Below are 3456 nucleotides of genomic sequence, written 5' to 3'. Positions count from 1 at the left end.
TGTATGACATGAAGGAGAAGGGGGGCTGGGGGGCCGAGAAAACCCAGCGTGATGAAGTCACGCAGATCACCCATGTGGGTACCGAGATCAAGACCGGTGGCAACCTGACGCTGATCAGCGAGGGCGATCAGCGGTATCAGGTGGCGAAGCTGGACAGTGGCAAGAACATCACGCTGGACAGTGGTGGGGCGATTGTTTTCGAAGGGGTGAAGGACCTGCATGACGAGAGCCATACCAAGAGTGATGGCGATGCCTTCTGGACCTCATCGAAAGGCAAGGGCAATACCGATGAGACACTGCGCCAGACCCAGATGATTGCCAAAGGCAACATCACGATCAAAGCCGTCGAAGGTCTGCGAATCGACCTCAAAGAGGTGAATCAGCAAAGCGTCAGTCAGACCATTGATGCGATGGTCCAGGCCGATCCGCAACTGGCCTGGCTGAAGCAAGCCGAAGCACGGGGCGATGTGGACTGGAGGCAGGTCAAGGAGATTCATGAGTCGTTCAAGTACAGCAACTCGGGACTAGGGCCAGCCTCGCAGTTGATCATTGCGATTGCACTGGCTGCTGTCATGGGACCGATGATGGCCAGCATGAACACGATGTTGCAGGCGGTCGCAGTGAGTGCGGCGACCAAGGCCACTATTAGCACCATCGACAACCGGGGCAATCTTGGCAAGGTCATCAAAGACGTTACCTCGAAGGACAGTATCAAAGGTTACGTCGTAGCCGCTGCCACGGCGGGTGTCACTCAGGGTCTCAAGTACGATCCAGGCAAGATTGGGTTTGATGTCAAGAGCTTGAATACTGTGGCGATCAAGGTGACCGCCGATGCGGTGATCAAGACGGCTGTCTACGGCGGAAGCTTCAAGGACAATCTGGCCAGTTCGGCTGCGAGCATAGCCGCAAGTATTGGTGGCGCGGTCGGCGCCGGGAAAATCGGAGATCTGAACCTGCCAGAGGGCGGTTTTGAAAAAATTCTGCTGCATGCGGGCTTGGGTGGCTTGCTGGCTGAAGCGATGGGCGGTGATTTCCGCACCGGAGCGCTGGCAGGTGGCGCCAACGAAGTGTTGGTCGGATTGCTGGGCGACAAACTTTTACCTTCAAACCTCGTTCCGGGTTCTGCGGAGTACAACCAGGCCCAGGCCAACCTCCTTGCGCTGTCGCAAATTGTGGGTGTGCTAGGTGCGGCGGCTTCGGGTGGGGATGTCGGGGTTGGTGCTGCGGTGGCGGCGAATGCTACGCAGTACAACTTCTTGGGCGAGCACGCCGAAGCCAAACGTGATCGAGCGCGTGAAGAGTTCAAGGAAACAAATGGTATTGGCGCCGCCAGACAGCTGGTGGAACTGGAGGGCGCTGATCAACGAAGCGATAACCTTCTTGCGAAGTATCGACTGGACAAAAGCTCGCTCTCGGCTGCGGAACTCGCGGAGCTAAATGCGTATGTGCAGGTTTACACATACGATATGGCGCTCAAATACGGTGAAGATGTAGCGCGTACCCTTGCGAATGCTTTGATCCAGAACGGTCCTGATTCCGTTGGCATTTACCCCTATGCCGGGACCACCGAGGCAAAAAACGCCTACGCCGACGCGTTGCGAGCACAACTGGGAGGCTGGGGCGATCAGTTGGCTTGGATCAGACCAAAAAGTGAAAACGAGCTGGTCTATAAAGACGCTCAAGGCTATTTGCAGATTAACAACGAGCAACAGGGACTTTCGAACCTCGGTAGTCCGGCGTTGTACAGCCTTACTGGTTCATTGGGAGCTGGCATACGAGTCGCGGCAGCGGCCAATGGTGTACTCCAAGCGGCTTATGGTGCGAATCAGGCGTTTAATGGTGATCTCTGGAACGCTGCTGGAAACATAGTGGTGGGGGCTCTGGGCGTCGCTAGTGTCAGAATCCCCGGTACAAAGTCACCGAATTCATCAAGTGTCAATATTGCACCGGTTTCAAACCCATATTGGAATAGCTCGCTTGTGTCTGGTGAGTCGGTTGGGCTGTTTGATAGAACAGTGCTGCATGTCCCTGTAAATGATAAATTCTCTGCACGTGCAACTCAGGAGTTGCTGGACGCCATCAATGCATTTCCTAGTAATACCCAAGCGTCTAAAGTCGCTACAATGATCGGTGCTTATGACCCGGTATCAGGAAAAATAGCTGTGGGGAGCAGTAATGGGAAAATTACTGCTGAAACTCTGGATGTGCGTACAGTTAATTATATAGAGAACCAACTAGGTGTTAAAATTGGCGAGCTCACTAGCTTGTGTAGGAACGCGGCAGGCGCATGCGCTGAGGTAGCAGCTGTTGACAAGCTGGTAAGGTTGGGAGTAAATCCGGCAGGTGTAAAATTTACGGATGCTTTGCGTCCAAAGACAGTCAGAGAGGAAGGGGGAATCACCCCGAAAGCTATTATTGATACCTGTCCGAACTGCAAGGTTGTCTGGCCGGAGAAGAAATGATGACACTGAATAAGTACTGGAAGCCCGGGTTTGGCGAACTTATTACTTGGTTTGCAATGGATAAAAACGGAGCCATTGCGGTCATGGTAAATAACTGCTTTGGGGCGCTCCCAGCTATACTTTTGGAAGTTTTCGACGTAGATGAAAGACTCGATAGCTTTAATGAGTTTATGTGGGGAGAATCCGCTGAGTTTGATGAATGCTCGGAAAATAAAAAAGGGCAGACGATACTGGGTTTTTATTCAGCTTATGCTTATAGGTATACTTCATCTCGGCAAGAGGTTGAAGAATGGGTTGCCAACAGATCATTATTTAGTGGAAGGTTGACGGAATATAGTCTGCCATCAATTAAAGGTTTTTACGTTTTTCATGGTGTAGAAGGAAGTGTGTCAGGTGAGGATTTTCCTGTTGGTTATGATGGGGGTACTGTAATGGGTGACTACTTTCGATACTTGATGCCCACTGTATTTGCTAGGGTAGAGGATATTCCCGTTGAGCTCAGAGGCTTGATTGCGGTATCTGATTCTTTGGAGTTTTCCAAAGACTCTGTCATTTTTCATGAGGAAATTGATCACTTATTTACCCATCTTTATGGGGGGTAGATGGTGGTTTTTGTGGAAACCGTTTCTTCAGATAAACGGGGACGAGAAAAGGGGACGGATTTGAATGGCGCTTACTTAACATGTTTAGCGTGCCCATTTTTCCTGATATCTGCCCTTGCTGACCGACGTGATTTGGTCAGCAAGGGGTAGGCTTGAGGTCTTCGTTTTATGGCTCGCGGCTCGATACGACCAGGCCGGTTTCCAACGCGTCTTTGAGCGATCAGCGTCAATAAACTTGAAAGGCCATCCTCTTCTTCAGGGCTGCCATATTGTCGCAGCGCCAGCCATAGCTGAAGGCTGTGTTTGAAGCTCAGTTCGCGAGGTAAGCAGTCAGCTAATGATTTAAACGTGGTCTGTCCCGATTTCCCCCTCGGTCGGCGGCATCAACATCA

The 3456-nt window shown here is 51.6% G+C and carries 2 protein-coding genes and 1 pseudogene; 2 read left to right on the top strand and 1 reads right to left on the bottom strand.

The window, feature by feature from the left end:
• The coding region (locus PMI21_RS29825) for a DUF637 domain-containing protein (protein ID WP_007934290.1) at window positions 1–2462 on the top strand (2462 nt) is incomplete at its 5' end.
• Window positions 2459–3064 (top strand): hypothetical protein, encoded by a 606-nt coding sequence (locus PMI21_RS24600; protein WP_007934287.1) that lies wholly within the window; start codon window positions 2459–2461, stop codon window positions 3062–3064. The genes PMI21_RS29825 and PMI21_RS24600, both read left to right, overlap by 4 nt.
• A gap of 71 nt (window positions 3065–3135) precedes the next feature.
• Here the strand turns inward: PMI21_RS24600 and PMI21_RS28555 are convergent.
• Window positions 3136–3402, bottom strand: a pseudogene (locus tag PMI21_RS28555) (IS4 family transposase); the annotation flags it as partial.
• Window positions 3403–3456 lie beyond the last annotated feature (54 nt).

This window comes from Pseudomonas sp. GM18 (genome assembly GCF_000282195.1).
Classification (GTDB): Bacteria; Pseudomonadota; Gammaproteobacteria; order Pseudomonadales; family Pseudomonadaceae; genus Aquipseudomonas.
This window is presented reverse-complemented; position numbering and strand designations above follow the sequence as displayed.